The following is a 19,357-nucleotide window of genomic DNA, read 5'->3' on the forward strand; positions in this document are numbered from 1 at the left end:
CGTCAGGTTTCGTACCTCCGCTCCTCGACTTTCGCCTTGATCCTTTCGGCAGCCTGATCCAGGTCCTCGTGTTCCCAGAATCGGAGTACCGTCCACCCTTGATCCTTGAGGGCGAGCGTGGTGGAGGCGTCGCGGTCCCGGTTGTCCTTAATCTTCTGCCCCCACTCCGTGCCGCTTCTCTTGGCAGGTCGGTAGTGATCTGGGCAGCCGTGCCAGAAGCAACCGTCGACGAAGACCGCTACCTTGGCTTTAGGGAAGACGACGTCCGCTGTGCGTCGCAGCTCGGGGAGGGGACGGATGCCCACCCGGTAGCGCAGCCCTCTGCGATGCAGGGCGGTGCGCAACTTCAGCTCCGGTTTGGTGTCTTTGCCCTTGTTCGCGGTCATGACCGCGCGAACGGAGACCGACGAGGCCGTCGAACTCGCGGGGAGAGGCTCGTCAATCACTCTGCCGGCTTCCCGTGCCTTCGCCCACGCGAGAGTGAGGTTCGCCCTACGCGTCGGTTCGTGGACCTCGCAGACGTACTTCTCCCTCGTCTCCCCATTGTCCGACCAACGGAGGTACGCGCGGATACGGCGAGTGCTCCGGAACAGTCTGAGCTGGATGGACCCGCGGGCGCAGGAGCCGTCGTCGAGCGGCACAGCTCGGCGGTGTCGGCCTCCTGCGGCTCTGTCTTGCTCGGCGCTGCGCTTGTCGCGGGGCAGACCGGGACGTGCCTTGTAGGCTTTTGCGGGCGGCAGCCGATCATTCCAGCCCCGCTGCGTGCCGACCGCCTCCTGTGTCATGGCTTCTCCAGTGCACCGACCGAGTTCAGTGCGGCGGCGACTGCGTCCGCGAACACCTTGCCCAGCTTCACCGGCACAGCGTTCCCGAGCTGCCTCATTTTCTCGCCACGCGGGCCAGCGAGCGTCCACTCATCCGGGAAGGTCATAACGCGCGCGGTCTCGCGGACCGTCATGTATCGGTAGCCGCTTCCATCGAACGTCGGGTCGTCCATCATCATCACGGACTCACCGCCGGGGACGCCGTGCACGCCGGCCTTGACAGTCTTGGCCGGCCGGTCAAGGAGGTTGGGGGTGTGCCCTGTGTAGACCCGGGCGCCTGGCCACCCAAAGTGGTCGGAGATCACCCCCACCTGTTCCTTATTGTTGACCGCCTCTTCGCTGACTGACGGCAGGGTGTGTCCCTCGAACTCGTCAACACCGTGGATCGCGTCCCGGAGTGTCCGCCACGGCTGAAGGGCGAGCTTCTCTTTGGTCTTCGGGTTGTTGTAGTTGAGCTTCGGCAGATTCGCGATGGCGCGAGCCTTCGCTTCCTCCGAGACCTCCCGGTGGCGTGCCCAGTACTCTCCGCCCTCACGCATGGAATGGATCAGCGCCTCGTCGGAGTGTGTGTCCTTCGGTGTAAATTTGTCCCATTCGGCATCGTTCAATCCGAGGTCGGCACGAAAGGCGACGATCACGACCCGCTGCCGGATCTGTGGGACACCGAAATCAGCGGCGTTCACGGGGTGATGCTGCACGATGTAACGCTCGGAGGCGGGCACCGAGTCGTTGGCGAGTAGCTTCTCCAGAACCTCGTTGTGTTCCTCCCACGTCGCGTCCTTCTCGCGCTCGACGAAGGGGAGCCTCATCTCGTTGAGGATGTACTGGAAGTAGGGGTTGAACGATTTCCGGAGCAGGCCTCGGACGTTCTCGCAGATGACGGCCTTCGGCCGCATCTCTTGGATGGCGCGGAACATCTGCGGGAACATGTTCCGCTCGTCCTCTGTCCCCTTGGCGACGCCGCCCAGGCTGAACGGCTGGCATGGTGGCCCGCCTGCGAGGACGTCGACCTTGCCTCTCAGGTCCTTGAAGTCGTTCCGTAGCAGGCGGACGTCACCTGGCTTCAGCGGCCACTTCCCGCCCCCCGGCATCTCGTTCGTCTGGAGGGTCTCGATGGCCCGCTTGGCGTACTCGTTCACGAGCAACGGTCGGAAGCCGGCGTTATGGACCCCCATGGCGAGGCCACCACCGCCGGCGAACAGCTCGACACAGGTACCCACCTCGGGATGCTTCTCTCGCAGCTCAGACATGGGAAAACCATACCGCGGAGTTATCGATCAAGTGAGCCCTTCGTGAAAATCTGGCACCGTGACCCCCAACTTCACCGGATAGAGTGACGACGATCACTCGTCGCATGCGCAGGAGGCCCTGGTCGTGTCGCTGGAGAACCACGCCGAGTTCAAGTTGAGCATCACTAAAGCGCTCGGAGACCAGCTTGCGGCCGCTCTGGAGAAGCTGACGCCGGCACCTCTCACCATGGAGAACATCCGGTCGTTGCGATCGCTGCCCGGCGTGTACCAGCTTTACAAGGACGAGGACCTCGTCTACGTCGGCAAGGCCGATCGCAGCCTCCCCCAGCGGATCGAGAAGCACTTTCGGAAGATCTCCGGCCGCACGAACATATCTCTCGATCAGATGACGTTCACCTGTCTCTACGTGGATGAGGACTTTGGGGCGGTCGCTCCAGAGCGCCTGCTGATCAACGAGCACAGGGGGCAGGGGCAAGTTCCGTGGAATTACAACGGGTTTGGCAACAACGACCCCGGCAAGCGGCGCGACACGACCGAGGTGGATGAGGGTCACTTCGATCACGAGCACCCGATCAACCTGGAGTACAAGCTGACGGAGTTGCTAACCCTGCGCACGCCTGCGGACGAGGCGGTGTCTCTCTCCGTCTTGCTTCAGGAGACAAAAGCGCTCCTTCCGTACGTATTCCGCTACCAAGCTTCATCGGAGTTCGACGACATAGTCGTGGAGATTCCCGACGTGGACGCAACGGCGGATGAGGCCCTCAAGGCGATTGCAGTGCGGCTTCCGGACAAGTGGCAAATCACCGCCCTCCCCGGGTATCTGATCATGTACCCGAAGGTGGAGGACTATCCGAGCGCCCGGCGCTATTACCGCAGCACCGGCGTTGTGGACGTCTGGCAGCAGTGAGAAGGCGAGCCAGTAAACCGTACGAGTCGGAGGACCGAGTACAAGTTGTCAGTTTCACCCGATCCGTTGAGCGAGAGGCTCCCCTCGCCGCAGAAGCCCCCGAAGAAGCCTCGCAAGTCGAAAGCATGGCGAGATGCTGCGAAAGAGCGTCAATTCGCCCCATTCAATCCATTGGACCTGGAAAATCTTGGGCGCAGCGTAGAATCAGAACTCCGCAATCGGGCACCAGAGCCGCTGGATGAGGTCGGTCCGGTACATGGGAGCGGCATCTACGCCCTGTACTACTGCGGGGCGAATCCTCTGTATGCGGAGATTAGTTCGCCAGACTGCCTCGTTCCTGTATATGTCGGGCAGGCCCGACCCACAGGCGTGCGGAAGGGCACTGCTGAGGAGAAGCCCGATGCCACCACACTGTGGGACCGGATCTACGAGCACAAGCAGTCGCTCCACCAGGTCCACGACCTGGAGATCTCGGACTTCCGGGTTCGGTACCTGGTCGCGATCGAGGCATTCGTGAGCATCGCGGAACGGGTGATCATCCGGCACCATCGGCCAGTGTGGAACAGCATCGTCGACGGCTTCGGAAACCACGACCCCGGAGCCAATCGGCGTAAGGATAGTTACCGCCCCGCCTGGGACGAACTGCATCCGGGCCGCTGGTGGGCCCATCCGGACAACATGCCGACGCCGAGCAAAACGGCAGCCGACGTATCCCGTGCCCGGATCCGTGCTCTTCTCACTGGAAGGCTGTCCGAAGAAGCTGTTCTCGCCATCGAGGCGGAGCAGGCGGAAGAGGATGAGCGCGACTGACCCGAGGCTCCTGCCGCTGGCGCAGTGGTCGGTGGCAGAAGCCTCGTTGCGACGCGGGTGGATGAGCTAGAACGCCGAGCCCGCTATGCCGTCCGTTACGCAGGTAGACGCCTCACAGTCCGGTTCGGTGGATGTAGGAGACGACGGTCAAGGACTCGTCCTCAATGGTCCACGGTGAGGTGCAGTGGAGGACGCCACCGGTCGCGGTCGCGGGCTCAACGGTGCGATCCAGCTTGATGGAGTGGACGACCACATGGGCGTTGTCCGGGGCGAACTTGTGCTGCCACTCGACCTCGGCCCGCGTCAGGATGACCTGGCTATCGTCGGACGTCGTCCCCTCCACTTCCACGTGAAGCTTCTCGTCTCCACGCTTCAGCTTCAGGTCGTACGACTTGGTAGCGTCAACGTCCTTTACGGTCCATCCCCGGGCCTTGAAGTGTTCTGCGGCGAGCAGAACTCTGCGCTTCTCAATAGCCCCGCGCTCGGCGGCTGTGAGGAGGAAGCCTTGACCGCCTTTGCGGGCGCTCCTGCGGTTCGCGGTGGCGCTCTGCGTTGCCTCGCGGACCTCCACCGGCAGGTCGCCGGGAATGTAGGGGGTCGCCTCAGCGGCCTCGTAGATTCGGCCCCAAGAGTCGTGCCATCAAGAGCAAGTCTTCTCTTAGTACATCTGAGTTGGGGATGGCGTCGCGCTGGTACTCGATGGCCACGACGTTGCCCGGCTCATAGCCTTTGCCAAGCTTCGTGCCCGAGCTGAGGTGGATGCTTGTCAACAAGTCGGTTCGCTTGTCAGCAGCTTGGTCGATGCGAGGACGGGCCCAGTCGACCCGTCTCTTCAGGTCGGCCGGCTCGCGGGCCTTGAACTCACCACCGCTCCACTCGGTCGTGCCCTGGTTGAGAGGCAGGTAGACGCGTTCGCCGTCGCCGCTGAACAGGTAGACGATGTACCAGCCGTTGGTCGCGCTCGGGGTTCTGCTCTTCGAGTGGACGCGGGTCCATGCGACGACGGCCTTCTGGCCGGCCCCATCGCTGCCCTCCACTCCCACGTCGTCGAGGGGTATCTCCATGGCTATGGCGAGGTCCTCGGCGTGCTCGCGCAGCCAATCGCGGATCTCGGGGGGCCTCCAGCGGAGGGATGGGGTGCGGGCTATGTGTCCGGGGGGAATCTTGCGGGGACGATTGCGACCGCCCGCACGGGAGCGACGTGGCGGCGTGGAATCGCTCGCGGAGACGCCGCAACCTGATCGGCAGTCGGTGTGGTGCCGCTTCAGACGACGGAAGACCAGTTGGTGACCGAGAAGGGGATCGCCGGGCACAATCGGGGGCGCGGCAACTGGTGCGGGCCGCAATCGAAGACGCCCCCATTCGTCCAGAGGAAGAACTGGTACGGGTTTGCGGGAAGTCCGCGCACCGCGAAGCGTCCCGAAGCATTCTTGATTTCCTGCTGGTGCAGCCCCGAGGAATCCCTGTAATCGGCTTCCACCAGGAAGCTGCAATCTTGCACTCCGGACGAAAAGCTCGCACGCAGCCCTCCGGGCTCGGTGCCGTTACCGAGATCGATCTTCTTGTGCGAGAAGTACGGCTTGCCGAAGTAGTCGTCGGGGCTGAGGGAGTACGGCGTCTTTGGCTCGGAGAGATTGAAATGAATTCCGTCGTAGGCGCCCCCGCCCTCGGGCCGGACCAGGATGACCGTCTTTGCGGCGGCGGGGCCGCATCTCACGTCCTTGGCCCTCATGCCGGTGATCGTCAGGCCCGCCGATCTGTCGCTGAAGAGATCGATGAGCCACGAGGACGAGTATCCGTCGGACTTGTCCCAGCCAGGGTCCTCAAGACCGTGGCCACCGTGGGTCGCGGCCAGTTCTTCCACCTTCCCGAAGCTGGGGCCGTCGTCGGCGCCGGATTCCAGGAAGGTGGCGGTCTCGGTACGGGTCAGCGGGCGATCCAGTACATAAGCCATGAAGAGCGGGTCCGCGTCCACGCGCGTGGACGCCGTGAAAGCTGGACCCTCACGGTCGAGGTTTTCCTCGACCTGCTTCGAGTGTCGGGTCGTCGGCTCGGTGGCGAAATAGTCGAGAGTAGCTGGAACGAGCCAGGCGAGAAGGCCAATGACGACGCCGCTTGCCAGCGTCCACAGGACCCTCCGTCGTCTCTGTCCCGGCGGGCTTTCCAGCGTGCCCGGCACGAGAGCTTCGGCGATCAGTTCGCGCCGACGTAGCCTGGGCGGACTCGGGTTGGGCGCTGCGGCCGCAGAGTCGGGAGTCGTCGCGCCTCGGGCCGGTGCGGGTGGAGTGGCCGCCGGAGCCGGGGCGATGCCCGTGCTCTGCGGGGCTGTTACGGGCCCGGAAGGCAGTGCGACCCCGGTGGGTGGTGCGGAGTGCGTGTTGCCCGTGGCGGAGGAGGTCGCTGCCTCCGGGTCCGTGCCGTGCATGGCGCCCTCGCGGGGAATCGACCGATGGGAAGGGCTCCCATGATGCCCGCTGGCCGGGATGATGCTCAACGGCCCCCTTCGCGGGCACCAGCTTCCGCGAAGTTCTCCGTCTCGCCTCGCCCGGCCCACCGCCCTGCCCTGCCCACCCCTTCGCCCCTCGGTATAGGTCCCGCCGTGCCGTCGAGAAGCGGCGCAGGGCATCGGCGAGCGGCACACAGGCTGGAGGGAGGAGCCTGATGGTTGGTGGCGGGCGCTAGGAATTGCGGTACAACTCTTGCAATGAGCCTCCGCTCGGCGTCCTCTTGGGACCAGTCCAAACAGATGTACCTCTAGTGCTCGCGGTGTCGTTCTAGGACACTATCTGCCTGGGGGTGAGCACATGACTGAACTATTCGCTAAGCGCGAGCACTTGTACGGGCAGGCGTACCTGGAGGCTTTGGGCGCTGTGTCGAGGTGAGTCGCACACGCGCTCAGCGGCGAGGGCAGAGGGAGACGCTGCAGGAGCGGCGGGAAGCTCAGATGCGCCGGCGTGCCGAGACAGCGGCAAGTGCGGCTCGTGGCCAGCAGAGCCGCGCTGCTGCACGCCAACAAATCAAAATGTGGGACCTCGCTGGCTTGGACACGAAGCCCAAGAAGGAAGCTAAGCCCAAGAGCGTTTGGGTTCCGTTCCTCCAGGGTGGCTCACCGGGCCTCGGTAGATAGATTCAAGGGTCGCCGCAGCTTCCCAAGCTAGGAAGCTTCACGCCCTCAGCTCGGGGAGCTCCGGGTATTTGGGGCTGGTCCGGGCGCTGACCTGGGCCAACGGCCACAGCCCGGCGTCGTCGGGCCCAGCTGCCCTCACCGTGGCTCCCCGCTGTTCCCCGCTCGATCTGGTGCGGTTGTGGTGCGGCGTCCTGAGCGCTGCCATACAGGTGTGATCGTCAGAGAAGGCGCCACCCTCAGCACCATGGTTCCCAGCGGCCGGCTGGTGCCTCCACGTGCCCGGCCGCGCGCATCAACCCAAGCTGTCAGGCGTGCCGGCTGCGTCCCGGCTGGAGCGCGGCGCAGACAGGAGAGCAGGTCCGGGCGACGAGCCGCGTGCGCCGCGCTGTGTGCGGCGAGCGCCCTTGACGGGCCAGTTGAGACTTGTCTTCTTGCCCTGGGTCTTGCCGGGGATCTTGGTGAGCTGCTGCTTCCCAGCTCAGGGGCGGTGGGATCGTGCGCCTGGTCGTCGTCGTTGGTCGTCATTGGCTACTGTTGATCAACGTCGGACGGCCCAGAGACGGCCCAGCTTTCGGCCCGTTCGACTACGGCCCGGACCTTCGATACGCCCCGTCTGAACCTCAGCCGACGACAGTCAGCCACGACGACGGGCACGCCGACCGACCACGCACGCGTATGCCTCGCTGCACCCCGCTGACCTCAGCCACGCTGCCGGTGCCGTCGACCCCAGCAAGCCGTGACGGCCGACCCGTGACGACAACGCCTGAGCCAACGGCTTGGGAAGCGGCTATCACTAGGGGCCAACTCGGGCGCAGATTTCGGCGTTCGAGTTAGGCATGACCCGTCCGGCTCGGCTGACACTATTGTCATTCTCCACTGCGCCCTTTTTGATCTGGTGGGCAGTGCCTATGGGGCACATCAGAGAGCGGAACGGTTGGCGGCCGGGAGGCCACCGTCGACGCGGCGCTCCCAGATCAGGTTGAAGCCAGTTCTCCTTCTCGCTGGCCACACGAGTTCAAGTGGCGAGCACGTCCACTTGGGTGTCAAATGGAGATGTAGCTCCTCCAAGTCTGGCCACGCAACGTTGCCAGGAGCGCGCTCCCCTCATGTGCCATGAGCCACTTAAGACTGCACTTCGGATTAGTCATTCAGCAGGCAGACCTTGCCGCGTAGGTGATTTCCGTGAGCGACTCATTTAATGCCAAGCTCGTTTTCGTTACAGGCGATCAGACGGTGGATTGGGCTGTATTGCCGTCCAGTAAATACAGCAGTCGAAATGTGGATGAACGACTGCACGTCTCGGTCAGGTTGTGTTGGCACAAAGGCGGGATTTTTCTCCTGAAGCACATGATCAAGGATGCCCTTGGGAGCAGGACTACGCCAACCTGCGCTGCGAGAGATCCAGAGCCGGCCACATTGTCACCCTACGACAGCGGCTACAATTATTCATTTGCGGTATTTCGGCAAGCTTACGCTGGCGGCAGCAGTAGCAACTATAGGATTGATCAATACCTAGGGTTCCGAAAGAATCGACATCACCGAAATGTCGAATTTGAGACGGACGGGTCAGATCGATGCAAGGTGTTGGTAATAGACGATGCCGCTCTGGACTTCCGCAAGCGGAGAGATCACTGGTTGGCTTTGCTGCCGAAAGCCGAGGATTCCGGAGACAAGCCTTGGGTTGTTCTGAAAATGAGTCACGAAATCGCGAGCGGAGACTTCTGGGAGTGGCTACATAAGCGACTGGTGAATCCGAAGGACTGGGTTCGGGAAAGGCTGATTGTAACCACTGCGGTAGCTCGACTAAGAGATAAAGGGGCTGAAATAAGTCGCGATCTCTCTTGGCAGCGCTCCGCGTACGATCTCCTCACGGAGTTTTCGCGCCCCGCCCTGAGGGATCTGATGGACTGTCCTCGTCTTGTTGTTTCGTTTGGGCCGTCCGGCGCCCTAGTGATTGATAAAAGCGATTATCCGGCTAAGCGGCAGCTCGTATACAACCACGAAGTAATGGAAGGGGATTGGTTGCATAGCCACGGGGACGGGATGATGTTCGGTTATGGGAGCGTGCTTTGTGCATCTCTTGTATCCGAAGTTGTTGCATGCGAACGGCGTGGTACTTCACCCGACTTGGGCGCCGCAGCTCGCAGAGGCCTTGCTGCCATGCAGCGTCTGTACGACCGCGGCTTCGCCGTCAATGGACGAAAAAATCATCCTCCCGAGGGAGAATTCACTTCTCCACGCGTCTTCAGTGGGGAGGCAGCGGATCGCTATGAGTTCAGTACGCTCGATCTATCTCGCGATCCACAGCATGACATAGAAGATCACGGCGATTTGCCGATTCCCTGTGATCTGAACGATGAGGACTCTCCACTGTTCGACATCGCTTGCCGCGGTAAGCCAGCCCTTGACAGGAATCTGGATAAAACGCCCGTAGCCGTTGTTGGGGATTTGCTAACGGCTGACCAGGCGGAAATAGAGGGCCTCCATTCAATTTCCAACATCATGGGCACCTACTGCAGTAGCGGAAGAAATTTGCTCAAGTCCAAACCGCTTGCCGTCGCTGTATTCGGTGAGCCCGGTTCTGGAAAAGGTTACACAGTGGAACAACTGGCTAAGCAATGGAGTAGTAAGGATATAATCCGGTCGCTAACGTTCAACCTTTCCCAATTCAGCTCCTCCCGGGAACTAGTGGGGGCTCTGCATCAAATTCGCGATGTAACTCTTACGGGCAAGGTGCCTCTGGCTATGTGGGACGAATTTGATTCGTCTCTCGACGGTACTCCGCTAGGGTGGCTTAGGTATTTTCTGGGTCCTATACAAGATGGCAAGTTCCAGCAAGAGGATACGATCCACTTGATCGGACCGTCGATATTCATGTTTGCTGGGGGGACTAGTCATAGTTACGAGGAATTCAGTAACAAGGTGAACGACGCGAGTCCAGACGTTAAAGCAAGCGATTTCCTGAGCCGGCTGCGAGGGTTCATTGACGTTGCGGGAATAAATTCGGAGACGCGTGGTCGGCAACCAAGCAAGAAAGTCATGCTGCGCCGAGCCCTACTTCTCAATTCCCTCTTTGGGAAGCATGAAGTAGCGAGGAATGAGGGCAATGCTTACATGGTTGATAAGGGAATATTGCATGCCTTCTTGGTGGTGCCTGAGTATGAACATGGGGCACGCTCCATAGAGGCAATTATTCAGATGAGCAGACGAGGCATGGGTGACCCTTACGAGCGCATATCTCTTCCTAGTCTGGCTCAGCTAAATATGCATGCGGACGGCAATGCTTTCCTGAAGGCTATGCGAGAGCACAGGGATGCGCATGCTTGAGGTTGGTTTTAGAAGTCGGTGCGCATGCCTCACGCGCTACTCCTCCTCCGGGTCGGTGGAGTCTCGATGGGCGAGTCAATCGGTACACGGTCTTGAAAACCGCGTCGTGGCAGCGATGTCACCGTGGGTTCAAATCCCACACCCACCGCAGGTGAACGGCCCCTGACCAGGTGAATCGGTCGGGGGCCGATCTCATGTGGGCTGCCCGTCAACGCCCGTGGTTCCCCGCCGGTTACCGGGCGATCGGGCACGGCAGGGGCACGGCCCTTCGGCTACTCGTAGACGACGGCCGCACTGAGGGCCCGCGCAAAAAAGGTCCAGTCGCCGTCCGGCGGCATCTCTTCGCCGAGGTACCGGTACGAGCCGGGCGAGTCCGTGATCCACGCGGCGAACGCACCGAGGTAGTCCTCCACTGTGCGGTTCTCCCACTCCTTGCCCCGTCGTTGAAAGTCATCGCAAAGGCCATGGATCATGGCGGCAAGGGACTCTCGCGTCATGACTTCCTTGAAGGGATCGGGCGCATCGTTTGACATGGCCGGACCCTAGCGTGGCCGACGTAGCCGCCCGTCGCCTGGGGACGGCTCCACGCTGGCTTTGCAGTCTGGCCTCATCCCGACCAGGTCGATCACGGGGGTCTGTCGACATCGACCAACGGGTGCTGCGCATCGGTTGGTCGGTCGCTGCAGTTCGTCGTCGACCGCTGTCGTTCGCGGCTGTTGGTGTCAGCTGCTGGTGTCAGGAACCGGGGCGGACTTGGCTCGGGCCCACCTTGCAGACTCCCGCCCGTAGCGGATAGCTGCCAGCGTGAGCCCTGAAGCCAGGAAGCATCGTGTGATGGGGTCGTCTTCGGTGATCAGGAAGATCAGAAGCGGTATCACGATCATGAGGTGCCAGTGCGGGTGGTTCCACCGACTGTTCTTGTCTGCCATTTCGCCCCTTCTGCAAGCGGCACCTTAGCTCGCGGTTGGCTGAACGGTTCCCGTGATCCTCAACCCACCACTTACCCCAGCTCCCATCCCGTCTGCCGTCGACCCACACACCGTGGAGCGGGCGTGGTTCAGGGCGTCAAGGTGGAGCGCGCCACTGTACGAACGACCTTGACGCCCTGGGCCGCGTCTGCTCGGCTCTGCCTGGGTCGACGGCAGACGGGATGGGAGCTCCCGCACCAGCCACTCACGGCCGGCACCCGCGAACGGCGCCCCCGCCATCCTGGAGCCTGAGCGCCCCCGCCGGAGGCATGTCCTTGACCTGCGGATGACTTCTCACTTCTGCCCGCTGCACGTAGCGCGCCGCCGGGCGCGGCCAGCCGGGGCGCAGACAGGAGGCAGGCCGCGCCGCAGAGGCGGCGCGCGCCCGCGCTTGCGCGGGCCTTGAACCAGTAGAGAAAGTTTGAATCATGGTCCGGCTGTAGTGGTGATCATCAAGGTTCATGGGCCCGGCTCCTGCTGCTCTGTGGTGTAGAACCCTTGGTATGGGGAGTGAGCGGCGGGAGCTGATGAAGGCGCTTGGGGTGCGCCTTCGAGGACTCCGAACAGAGGCTGGCCTGACGGGTGCCGTCTTGGCGCAACGTGCTGGCGTGGGGCAGCCGACCGTGTCCAAGGTAGAGAACGGACGCATGGTTCCCAGCCTCGACGTCCTGGGCCGCTTGTTGCTCGCTCTCGACCTCGACGAGTCGACCTCTCGCGAAGTGCGTGACCTCCTGGACGCTGTGGAAGTCGCGCCGGACACCGTCGAATCGTCCGACGAGGAGACTCCTGTTGGGGCAGTCCTCGATGAGGCGGTGCGGTCTGCTCGGCTGGTTCGCTCATTCCAGTGCGTTGTTCTGCCGGCGATGCTTCAGAGCGCTGAGTACGCCCGGCACGTTTTCGCGAGTGCGCCGAACTCGACGCCTGAGGCGGTCGGTCGTGCTGTCGCTGCCCGCGTCGAGCGGCAGAGCCTTTTGTACGAGCCGGGGCGGGAGTCGGTGTTCGTGCTCACGGAAGCCGTGTTGCGGACCTGGCCGGGGAATCCCTCGCTGATGCTTGCCCAGTTCGACCGGCTCTTGGCCGTCGAGAGTCTCAGCACCGTGCGGCTCGGGGTGATCCCCTGGCGGCGCGCGGTTCCGGTCATGCCTCGCCATGGGTTCACCTTGTGCGATCAGCGGGCGGTTGTCGTCGAGACCTTCCGCGGTGAGCGAGTCGTGGACGAGTCCGATGAGGTCGCCGCGTACGAGGAGACCTTCCGGCGCTTCGAAGAGGCTGCGATCTTCGGCCGTGAGGTGCGTGAGTTCCTGCTCCGGGTGATGCAGGAGTTCCGGGAGATAGAAGACTTCGCCACCCGTTAGAGGAATAATTCCTCAAGATGCCTGGCTCATCGGTCATGCATGGGAATACTCTGCTCGCTGTGTCGTCTAGCCCCCTAGACGAGGAGGAGTGTTCCCATGTCCCAGAGTTGGTGCCGCATGTTTCCCGGCTTGGCCTGGCAGGTGGCGCAGGCCCGTCACTTCGTCGCCGCCCTGCTTGAGGACGAGGCTTCAGACCTCGTCGACGACGCCGTCCTGGTCGTCGGCGAGCTGGCGGCCAATGCCGTCCGGCATACGCGGAGCGGCTGGTACCGCGGATGGTTCCTCGTGGTCATCCACTTCCGCGACGACCTGGTCCGCGTCGAAGTCGTCGACCAGGGCGGCGATGAGGAGCCCCAGGTTCGAAGTGTGGCCAAAGGCGTGGAAGAGGATGGCCGCGGGCTGATGATGATCGCGGCCTGCGCCAAAGACTGGGGAGTGAAGGACCGACCCTCCGGTGCGCGCTGCGTCTGGGCCGAGCTGGTGCGGAACGGCTCGTGAGGGGCTCACGCGCGGCGGTGATCCGTAGCTGTCTCGTGGGCAGTGGCGGGTGAGCCCTCGGGGAGTGCCCCGGCGGAGGGCCGCGTTCTATGTGATCAGTGTTCATTCGGGCAGGCGACTCCCGCCCATTCCGTCTAGGGCCCTAGACTCCTGGTTACTTCTAGGAGGTGTGGTCATGTCGGACGAGTTGCAGCGGATCATGGCGATCGATGATCCGTACCTGCTCCTGCGTGAGGTCACGACGCGGTTGGCCGACGCGCAGCAGGAGGTGACCGAACTCGCCCGGCTCCGCCGTCGTGTGGTTCAGGATCTCCACTCGCAAGGGCTGTCGTACGCGCAGATCGCCGAGAAGGCCGGCCTGAGCCGCGGCCGGATCCATCAGATCCGGCATACCGGCCCGGCCCCCGAGGGAGCCTTCCTCGGCGCGGGCGCCGTCACGATCGTCACTCCGCTCCGCTGGGACGGCGAGAAGAAGCGCCCGGTCGTCGCCATGGCCGACGTCAACTCCGGGAAGCGACTCGAAGAGTTGGGCAAGTCGTACGGGCTCGACGTCAGCTCCGGCCACGTCCAGGTGAGCGGTGAGGTCGACCTCAACCGAGACGGCCTGGTCGTCGTCTGCGGGCCTGGTATGTCTCAGGCCATGAGCGACCTGTACGCCCAGGACCCGGTACTCGGTTGGGAGCACCCGGAGGGTGAGCCGTGGGCTCTGGTGGACCGGCGTACCGGCACGTCGTACCGCGCGGGAGCAGACACGGAACCGCACCGCCCGCACGACGTCGGATACCTCGGCCGACTGCCCCGCCCGGATGGCAACGGCTCGGTGCTTGCTATCGCGGGAATCCACACCGCAGGCTCCCTCGGCGTCGTGCACCTGCTCGCCTCTGACCTCAGCGCGCTCTGGGGGCAGGTGGGTGAGCGCAACTTCTCCACGCTGGTGGGCGTCGAGTACGACCCCGAGACCGACGAACCGCAGTCCGTCGAACTGCTTACCCCTCTCTACCTGCACGACGAGGAGACGACGACGTGAACGTCGCTCTCCGCTCGCTGTCTGCCGACCCCGGCCAGCAAAACGAGGACTTCGCCGCCGCCGCACCCGGGGCGGCCGTTCTCCTGGACGGGGCCGGCGTGGCCGGGGCGGAGACCGGGTGCACGCACGGCATCGCCTGGTTCTCCTCGACGCTGGGCGGGCTACTGCTGAGCACCATCACCGCGCACCCCGCCTGGTCGCTCGTCGACTGCCTGGCAGACTCGATTCGGGTCGTTCGGTCCTTGCACGAGGGCAGTTGCGACCTGACCTATCGGGCCAGTCCGACGAGTACGGTCGTCGCCGTCCGAGCTGACGCGGGAGCTCTGGAGTACCTCGTTCTCGGCGACTCGACCCTCCTCCTCGCCGACCAGGACGGGAAGACGACCGCCGTCACCGACCAGCGCCTGGACGAGGTCGGCAAGCGACTTCGCGGACCGGTCGACCAACTGCCCACCGGCTCACCCGAACACGCTGCCGCTCTGGCCCTGTACCGCGATGCCCTGACGGGGCTGCGCAACCGGCCGGGTGGCTTCTGGATTGCCGGGCCCGACCCGCAAGCGGCCGAACATGCCCTTTCCGGGGCGGTATCGCTGGAGTCACTGGCGTCCGTGACGCTGCTGAGCGATGGTGCGACGCGCCTCGTCGACTCCTTCGAACTTGCCACCTGGGGAGGAATGTTGACTGTTCTCAGCTCGGCTGGGCCGGATGAACTGATCCGCCAGGTACGCGCGGCAGAAGCTGACGACTCTGAGGGGCAGCGTTGGCCGCGCGGCAAGGCGCGCGACGACGCCACAGTCCTGCATTGGGCGCTGTCGTAGGCCTGGCGACGTCACGCGGACGCGAGGTTGCATACCGCGGAGGTCAGGTCTGGGATCGGTCTCCAGTGGTGTCAGACGTCACTGTCCTCGACTCCGCCTCGCAGCCCCCAGTCGTCAAGGCCTGAGTAGATCAGCGCAGTGCGAGCCGGGGGGAAGGACAGGGATGTGGCTTCGCCCATGTAGACCGCTACCAACGAGTCGGCTCCTCGCCACCACGTATCCGCCAACCCCTTCACCTCTCTCACCGGCTCGTAAGCGTCAAGCGCGATGCTGTCGACGTCGTCGCCGGTGACCCTGGTGATCTGCTTCGCCCACATGGACGCATGGTGGGTGAGTGCAAGCGACTCCACCCATCCCTCGACGGTCGCGTGCAGGGGCGTCCACTGATGTGCGTGGATGCCGAACTCGTTGGCTGGCCCGATCATGAACGAGTAGGGGACTGCGCTTCGCTGATCCCCTGCCTCGAATGACCACCCTCCAGTGGGAGAGCATTCCGGCACGTCAGGGTGGAAGTACCTGGGGCCCCCGTCGTACTGCGGTGCCGGCGGCAAGACGAGACCGCCCCATCGTTGCTGGTAGGCGGCCATTCGGTCGATCACCGCTGCCGGTATGTCCCGCTCAAGCCACCAATGCCTGTCGATCGACGCGGTGTCGACCTTGATGCCGTGACAGCTGACAAAGCTCCGGGCCCTGCGAGTCAGCCGACCGGGAACGTCGCTGTGGAGAGGGAAAGTCACTAGGCGGACGCTACCCCGCGCGGCTGGGCGAAGCACCGGGGGATCAGCTGCATCGGAACCGAATTGGATACCCCCCTAGACAGTTGACGATCCGGCGGTCTACCGTAGCCGTCAACCCCCCTAGACAGTTGAGGCGGGCCGCCCCTCTGCTGTCTAGGGGGGGTATCCAGACTCAAGCGGTGCGGACTGAACGCACCGCCGACCAAATGAGGTTCACGAAATGCGTGTCATCCCCGTAGACGTCTCGGCCGCGACGCTCCTCGTCACCAAGCTGCCCGAGGTCAAGGTGAAGGACCGTCAGACCGGTGAGATCGCAGTCGACCCGGTGACCAACGACCGTCTCATGGTGCTGGAGTTGGTGTTCATCGCGGCGGGCGGATCGGACATGATCAAGGTCACCGTTCCCGAGAAGGGCATCGGTGAAGGCCTGGTGATGGGAGCTCCGGTCATCCTGCCCGGCCTGATCGCCCGGCCGTGGGAGAGCGAGTTCGGCGGGCGGATGCGTCACGGCATCGCCTACCGGGCGGACGCCGTCATGGTCAACGCCCCGGCTCCGGTGCAGGGCTGAACGCCATGACCGACACCGTCTGGACGATGGCACTGTGCCTGCTGGCACTCGTCGCCCTGCTTGTCCTGCGCCGCCGAGCACCAGTCGCCTTCTGGTGGCTGGTCGGCTACCCGTTCGTCGCGCTGCGCGTGCTCACCACCTACCGGGCCACGATGGACGCGTGCGGCCTGACGGTCCCGGCCTCGGCCGTCCGTCGGGCCACGGCCCGGATGATCGGGCGGGAGGCGGCCCCCGTTCCGCCTCGGCGGTCGCTGCCGTGGCCGACCGGTTCCGGGCTCGTGATGCGGCTGCGCATGGCGACCGGGCAGGCTCCCGAGGACTTCATGGCTTCGGCCGACCGGCTGCGCCACGCCTGGGCCGCGCACGCGGTGCACATCCGTCCGACCAAGCCGGGCTGGCTCGAACTTCGGCTGATCGGCTGGGACGTGCTCTCCGACGTGCAGCCCGCACGGCGGTGGAAACAGCGCGGGCCGCTTACCCTTCCGCTGGCGCTTCGGGATGACGGACGGTGGCACGTACGGGACTTCCGTGCCGTGCCGCATGAACTCATCCTCGGAGCGACGCAGTCCGGCAAGTCTGTCTACCTGCGGAACCTGGTGTGCGGCCTGGCCCGGCAACGGGTCGTCCTCGTCGGGATCGACTGCAAATGGGGCGTCGAACTCGCTCCGTTCTCACCCCGGTTGTCCGCGCTCGCCGACACTCCGGACCGGGCGAACGAACTCCTTGACGTCCTGCTGGAAGAGATGGAGGCACGGTTCCGCCTCATCGGTCTCTCGTCTACTGCGGGCCCGGACGCCGTGCTCACCTCGGACGTGTGGGGGCTGCCGGACGCGGTCCGGCCGGTGCCGGTCGTGGTCGTCGTCGACGAGGTTGCGGAACTCTTCCTCGCCGCGAGCCGCGACGACGAGAAGAGGCGGGACGCCATGGTTACCAAGCTGATCCGGATCGCCCAGCTCGGCCGTGCGGCCGGCATCTACCTCGAGGTGTGCGGGCAGCGCTTCGGCTCCGAACTCGGCAAGGGTGCGACCATGCTCCGCGCCCAGCTCACCGGCCGCATCTGCCACCGCGTCAATGACGAGTCCTCGGCGAACATGGCGCTCGCCGACATCGCCCCGGAAGCGGCCCTCGCCGCCACCTCCATCCCGGCCGAACGGCCCGGCGTCGCCATCGTCGGCGACTCCTCCGGCGGCTGGTCCCGCGCCCGCTCACCGCACCTGTCCCTCGACGAGGCGGCGGCCATCTGCCGCGACACGGCCGCCCTGGTGCCGGAACTGCCCCGCCTCGACTCCTTCCGGCCCGCCGTCGCCGTCGAGTCCTCCAAGGCGTTCGCCCCGGCCGGCGTGCCCACCGCCCGCCCGGTGACCGAGTAACCGCACCACCCTCCCCACGGTCGGCGTGACCGCCTCGCGCCAACTCCCTACCCCTCCCATGCCTCGAACAGGAAGGAAGCCCATGTCACGCCCCTCCATCGCCGAGGTCAGCGCGCTCATCGCCGACCTGGCCGCGCTGCGCCAGAACCCGAACTGCACCTCCGCCGAGTACGCGGCGCTCATGAACCGCAAGGCAGACCTGTTGGAGCGCATCGCGGCCCGCACGCCTGGCGACGCCGACGCCGCCGAGGTGGCCCGTCTGGCCCGTGAGCGTGCCGACTCACTCAAGTCCGCCAACTGATCGCACGGAAGGGATCGCGAGCCGATGCGTGCCCAGCTCGCCCGCGTAGATGCGGTGATCGTCCAAGCAGTCATCGCGGGTGCCCTGTCCTTCTCGCACCTTCACGACCTTGCCGATGCGGCCGGGCAGGGCGGTTGGAAGGCATGGGCCTATCCCGTTTCCGTTGACCTGCTGCTGGTTGCCGCCTGGCGTCGGATGCGCGAACAGCAGCGCGCCGGACAACCGGCCGGGGGACCGCGGCTGTGGTTCCTGATCGCATTGGCCGCATCCCTCGGGGCCAACGTCGCCACAGCCGGGCTCCTCGACCTGGACGACGTCCCCGCGTCGCTCCGCGTCGTGGTGGCCGGCTGGCCCGCCGTCGCCTTCTTCGGCGGAACCCTCCTCGCCCACACACCACGCACCCCGGACGCGCCGACGGTCACCACCGCGCCCGAGACGGACACCGAACCCGCCCACGTCCCGGCTGCGGTCGACGCACTCGAACGTGACGCGCTTCCGGCCCTGGTCACCGGCCCGGAATCCGATTCGGAGTCACCCGCAACCCCCGAACCGGTCGCGGCTGTCCGCGCCCCGATGCGTGCCGCGGCCGTCACCCTCCCGCCTGCCCTCGTCGACCGCGCCCAGGCCCTGGCCGAGGAACAACGCGCCGCCACCGGTCTCGCCGCAGACCCCGACTCCGTCCGCGCCCGGCTCGGCCTGCCTCCGTCCATGACGGCCGCTGTTGCCGCCCACCTCTGAGAAGGGACGAACACCGTGAACCCGCGCTTCCGCAACGTCCGCCGCATCGGTCCCGTGCAGGTCGCCTCCTACATCGCCCGCGGCCGCAACCGCCACCTCGCCGCCTGCACCGCACCCCGCTGCGACTTCTCCACCGAGTACGACAGCCGCGCCGCTGCCGAACTCGCCGCCCGCACCCACCGCTGCAAGGCCTGACAGGAGACCGTTGCCATGACCGTCCCGCTCTGGTTCGCCGTGCTCGTCGTCGCCGTCCTCGGCATCCAGCTCGCCCGCCCGCCGTGGTGGCTGGTCGCCCTGCTCCTCCTCGGCGGCTACCTCGTCGCCAACAGCGTCCTCGCCCCCGCCGTCGCCACGCTCCTCGACTGACCACAGAAGGGACCGCCCCGTGTTCACCCCCAAGTACCCCCGCCCGGACACCGCCCCGATCCCCACCAACACGCCCACGACGACCTACAGCCCGTCGGTCTACAACCCCACCGCCTATGCCCCGGCCCCGGTCTCGGCGGCCCCCGCCTCCAGCCGGCCGACGGTCCAACTCACCCCGGGCAGCGTGCTGACCCTCGCCGCCGGTGGGGGAGCCCTGGTCCTGGTCGTCGGCGCGGTCCTGGTCTCGATGCTCCTAGCGGTCGCCATCACTGCCGCTTCCGTGGCCGTCTGCGCGGTCGTCATCCGCTCGATCCTCAAGAGCGACCGCCGCTGACCTCGTCTGCGCAGCATCCCGGCCTGCTCGTG

At 64.9% G+C, this 19,357-nt stretch carries 21 protein-coding genes and 1 tRNA gene; 15 read left to right on the forward strand and 7 right to left on the reverse strand.

From position 1 onward, the window contains the following. Positions 1-2 precede the first annotated feature (2 nt). A complete protein-coding gene (locus ACFVYS_RS16340; RefSeq protein ID WP_389502573.1) occupies positions 3-641 on the reverse strand; it encodes a very short patch repair endonuclease in 639 nt (212 codons plus the stop codon). 140 nt (positions 642-781) lie between these two features. Further along, a complete protein-coding gene (locus tag ACFVYS_RS16345; RefSeq protein WP_389502575.1) occupies positions 782-2,074 on the reverse strand; it encodes a DNA cytosine methyltransferase in 1,293 nt (430 codons plus the stop codon). A gap of 124 nt (positions 2,075-2,198) precedes the next feature. On the opposite strand from ACFVYS_RS16345, the gene ACFVYS_RS16350 reads away from it, so the two are divergent. Next, positions 2,199-2,981 (forward strand): Eco29kI family restriction endonuclease, encoded by a 783-nt coding sequence (locus ACFVYS_RS16350; RefSeq protein WP_389502577.1) that lies wholly within the window; start codon positions 2,199-2,201, stop codon positions 2,979-2,981. Between the two features lie 171 nt (positions 2,982-3,152). After that, positions 3,153-3,791 (forward strand): Eco29kI family restriction endonuclease, encoded by a 639-nt coding sequence (locus tag ACFVYS_RS16355; protein WP_389502723.1) that lies wholly within the window; start codon positions 3,153-3,155, stop codon positions 3,789-3,791. Positions 3,792-3,903: 112 nt separating this feature from the next. On the opposite strand, the gene ACFVYS_RS16360 is transcribed toward ACFVYS_RS16355, so the two are convergent. The 3 genes from ACFVYS_RS16360 to ACFVYS_RS16370 all read right to left on the reverse strand — a co-directional run bounded on the left by ACFVYS_RS16360 (position 3,904) and on the right by ACFVYS_RS16370 (position 5,970). Continuing rightward, positions 3,904-4,362, reverse strand: coding sequence for a protein NO VEIN domain-containing protein (locus ACFVYS_RS16360; protein WP_389502579.1), 459 nt, complete (start codon positions 4,360-4,362; stop codon positions 3,904-3,906). A gap of 31 nt (positions 4,363-4,393) precedes the next feature. Further along, on the reverse strand, positions 4,394-4,855 hold the full coding sequence (locus ACFVYS_RS16365; RefSeq protein ID WP_389502581.1) for an MrcB family domain-containing protein: 462 nt from the start codon (positions 4,853-4,855) through the stop codon (positions 4,394-4,396). A 200-nt stretch (positions 4,856-5,055) separates the two neighbouring features. Next, the gene (locus ACFVYS_RS16370; RefSeq protein WP_389502583.1) at positions 5,056-5,970 is read right to left on the reverse strand and encodes a hypothetical protein; all 915 of its coding nucleotides are present in this window, start codon (positions 5,968-5,970) and stop codon (positions 5,056-5,058) included. A 2,130-nt stretch (positions 5,971-8,100) separates the two neighbouring features. Between ACFVYS_RS16370 and ACFVYS_RS16375 the strand changes: the two genes are divergently transcribed. Beyond that, the gene (locus ACFVYS_RS16375; protein WP_389502585.1) at positions 8,101-10,245 is read left to right on the forward strand and encodes a hypothetical protein; all 2,145 of its coding nucleotides are present in this window, start codon (positions 8,101-8,103) and stop codon (positions 10,243-10,245) included. A gap of 54 nt (positions 10,246-10,299) precedes the next feature. Then, a tRNA-OTHER gene (locus ACFVYS_RS16380) sits at positions 10,300-10,393 on the forward strand. Positions 10,394-10,517: 124 nt separating this feature from the next. On the opposite strand, the gene ACFVYS_RS16385 is transcribed toward ACFVYS_RS16380, so the two are convergent. Then, positions 10,518-10,778, reverse strand: coding sequence for a hypothetical protein (locus ACFVYS_RS16385; RefSeq protein ID WP_389502587.1), 261 nt, complete (start codon positions 10,776-10,778; stop codon positions 10,518-10,520). Between the two features lie 938 nt (positions 10,779-11,716). Here ACFVYS_RS16385 and ACFVYS_RS16390 point away from each other — a divergent pair. From ACFVYS_RS16390 to ACFVYS_RS16405, 4 genes are all read left to right on the forward strand, one after another. After that, a complete protein-coding gene (locus tag ACFVYS_RS16390; protein WP_389502589.1) occupies positions 11,717-12,568 on the forward strand; it encodes a helix-turn-helix domain-containing protein in 852 nt (283 codons plus the stop codon). Between the two features lie 96 nt (positions 12,569-12,664). After that, entirely contained in the window at positions 12,665-13,066 is a 402-nt protein-coding gene (locus ACFVYS_RS16395; protein WP_389502591.1) for an ATP-binding protein, read from the forward strand. A 175-nt stretch (positions 13,067-13,241) separates the two neighbouring features. Continuing rightward, a complete protein-coding gene (locus tag ACFVYS_RS16400; RefSeq protein WP_389502593.1) occupies positions 13,242-14,093 on the forward strand; it encodes a sigma factor-like helix-turn-helix DNA-binding protein in 852 nt (283 codons plus the stop codon). Then, on the forward strand, positions 14,090-14,911 hold the full coding sequence (locus ACFVYS_RS16405) for an integrase (RefSeq protein WP_389502595.1): 822 nt from the start codon (positions 14,090-14,092) through the stop codon (positions 14,909-14,911). The genes ACFVYS_RS16400 and ACFVYS_RS16405 overlap by 4 nt, the downstream gene beginning before the upstream one ends. A gap of 71 nt (positions 14,912-14,982) precedes the next feature. Here ACFVYS_RS16405 and ACFVYS_RS16410 read toward each other — a convergent pair whose 3' ends face one another. Beyond that, complete coding sequence (locus ACFVYS_RS16410) at positions 14,983-15,648, reverse strand: hypothetical protein (protein WP_389502597.1); 666 nt, start codon at positions 15,646-15,648, stop codon at positions 14,983-14,985. Positions 15,649-15,868: 220 nt separating this feature from the next. Between ACFVYS_RS16410 and ACFVYS_RS16415 the strand changes: the two genes are divergently transcribed. The 7 genes from ACFVYS_RS16415 (at position 15,869) to ACFVYS_RS16445 (ending at position 19,325) form a co-directional block, all read left to right on the forward strand. Beyond that, positions 15,869-16,216, forward strand: coding sequence for a hypothetical protein (locus ACFVYS_RS16415; RefSeq protein ID WP_054239926.1), 348 nt, complete (start codon positions 15,869-15,871; stop codon positions 16,214-16,216). 5 nt (positions 16,217-16,221) lie between these two features. Further along, entirely contained in the window at positions 16,222-17,586 is a 1,365-nt protein-coding gene (locus tag ACFVYS_RS16420) for an FtsK/SpoIIIE domain-containing protein (protein ID WP_389502599.1), read from the forward strand. A gap of 82 nt (positions 17,587-17,668) precedes the next feature. Then, positions 17,669-17,887, forward strand: coding sequence for a hypothetical protein (locus ACFVYS_RS16425; RefSeq protein WP_389502601.1), 219 nt, complete (start codon positions 17,669-17,671; stop codon positions 17,885-17,887). A gap of 24 nt (positions 17,888-17,911) precedes the next feature. Then, positions 17,912-18,625, forward strand: a complete 714-nt coding sequence (locus tag ACFVYS_RS16430) for a DUF2637 domain-containing protein (RefSeq protein WP_389502603.1) — start codon at positions 17,912-17,914, stop codon at positions 18,623-18,625. Positions 18,626-18,640: 15 nt separating this feature from the next. Continuing rightward, positions 18,641-18,820, forward strand: coding sequence for a mobile element transfer protein (locus ACFVYS_RS16435; protein WP_030795965.1), 180 nt, complete (start codon positions 18,641-18,643; stop codon positions 18,818-18,820). A 15-nt stretch (positions 18,821-18,835) separates the two neighbouring features. Then, complete coding sequence (locus ACFVYS_RS16440; RefSeq protein ID WP_167467581.1) at positions 18,836-18,991, forward strand: hypothetical protein; 156 nt, start codon at positions 18,836-18,838, stop codon at positions 18,989-18,991. 19 nt (positions 18,992-19,010) lie between these two features. After that, complete coding sequence (locus tag ACFVYS_RS16445) at positions 19,011-19,325, forward strand: SpdD protein (RefSeq protein ID WP_389502605.1); 315 nt, start codon at positions 19,011-19,013, stop codon at positions 19,323-19,325. Positions 19,326-19,357: the final 32 nt, after the last annotated feature.

This window comes from Streptomyces sp. NPDC058295, from assembly GCF_042880655.1.
Taxonomy (GTDB): domain Bacteria; phylum Actinomycetota; class Actinomycetes; order Streptomycetales; family Streptomycetaceae; genus Streptomyces; species Streptomyces coriariae.

Bases quoted from the DNA above. Each gene is read 5' to 3' on its own strand.
- ACFVYS_RS16345 (WP_389502575.1), bottom strand. From the start codon at position 2,074: ATGTCTGAGCTGCGAGAGAAGCATCCCGAGGTGGGTACCTGTGTCGAG.
- ACFVYS_RS16430 (WP_389502603.1), top strand. From the start codon at position 17,912: ATGCGTGCCCAGCTCGCCCGCGTAGATGCGGTGATCGTCCAAGCAGTC.
- ACFVYS_RS16400 (WP_389502593.1), top strand. From the start codon at position 13,242: ATGTCGGACGAGTTGCAGCGGATCATGGCGATCGATGATCCGTACCTG.
- ACFVYS_RS16365 (WP_389502581.1), bottom strand. From the start codon at position 4,855: ATGGAGATACCCCTCGACGACGTGGGAGTGGAGGGCAGCGATGGGGCC.
- ACFVYS_RS16385 (WP_389502587.1), bottom strand. From the start codon at position 10,778: ATGTCAAACGATGCGCCCGATCCCTTCAAGGAAGTCATGACGCGAGAG.
- ACFVYS_RS16390 (WP_389502589.1), top strand. From the start codon at position 11,717: ATGGGGAGTGAGCGGCGGGAGCTGATGAAGGCGCTTGGGGTGCGCCTT.
- ACFVYS_RS16415 (WP_054239926.1), top strand. From the start codon at position 15,869: ATGCGTGTCATCCCCGTAGACGTCTCGGCCGCGACGCTCCTCGTCACC.
- ACFVYS_RS16425 (WP_389502601.1), top strand. From the start codon at position 17,669: ATGTCACGCCCCTCCATCGCCGAGGTCAGCGCGCTCATCGCCGACCTG.
- ACFVYS_RS16420 (WP_389502599.1), top strand. From the start codon at position 16,222: ATGACCGACACCGTCTGGACGATGGCACTGTGCCTGCTGGCACTCGTC.
- ACFVYS_RS16395 (WP_389502591.1), top strand. From the start codon at position 12,665: ATGTCCCAGAGTTGGTGCCGCATGTTTCCCGGCTTGGCCTGGCAGGTG.
- ACFVYS_RS16440 (WP_167467581.1), top strand. From the start codon at position 18,836: ATGACCGTCCCGCTCTGGTTCGCCGTGCTCGTCGTCGCCGTCCTCGGC.